The 817-nt window shown below is 67.0% G+C and carries 1 protein-coding gene; it reads right to left on the bottom strand.

Annotated elements, in window-relative coordinates:
- On the bottom strand, positions 1 to 817 hold an 817-nt coding region (locus ABD191_RS28960; RefSeq protein WP_344089125.1), incomplete at both ends, for a glycoside hydrolase 43 family protein.

The raw sequence follows: 817 nt of genomic DNA on the forward strand, positions 1-817 counted from the left end.
TTGACGGTCTGCAGGACCGGCCAGTCGCCCGACCAGGTGATCGGCGCGAGCGCCGGTACCCGCCCGCCGGGGTAGGCGTCGATGAACGCCAGGTAGTACCAGGCACCCGCGGAGGTTTGCACGAGGCCGCCCTGGTGCGGCACGCCGCCGCCGGAGATCGGACCGGGCAGGTCGAGCAGGACCTGACGCATCTCGTACGGACCCCACGGGCTGGTGGAACGCAGCACGTACTGGCCGTTGGCGGGGCGGGTCAGCCAGATGTAGTAGTAGCCGTTGCGCTTGTAGAACCGCGCCCCCTCCAGCGTGCCCACCGACGAGGGAGTGGTGAACACCTGCTGGGCGCGCACCTGCGAGGTCCCGTCGGCGGACAGCTGCGCCACGCTGATCGTGCCGTTGCCGTAGGCGACATACATGGTGTCGTTGTCGTCGATGAGCAGACCGGCGTCGTAGTAGCAGTTGTTGATCCGCGCCCGCTTGGTCCAGTTCCCGTCCGGGGCGGTGGCCGTGTAGACGTAGGTACGGTTGAACTCCACACAACCCAGCCAGTAATAGGTGGAGTTGGAGCGGCGGTAGTTGAACGCCGAGGCCCAGATGCCCTTCACGTACGCCCGCGACCCCGACAGGTCATAGGCGGAGTTGTCGAAGTCCAACCGCGGCACCGAGTGGCCGGCAACCTCCCAGTTCACCAGGTCGTACGAACGCAGCACCGGCGCGCCCGGCGAGTAGTGCATCGTCGAGGCCGACGCGTAGTACACGTCCCCGACCCGGATGATGTCCAGGTCCGCGAAGTCCTCCCACAACACCGGGTTGGTGAACG

The organism is Luedemannella helvata (genome assembly GCF_039528415.1).
Taxonomy (GTDB): domain Bacteria; phylum Actinomycetota; class Actinomycetes; order Mycobacteriales; family Micromonosporaceae; genus Luedemannella; species Luedemannella helvata.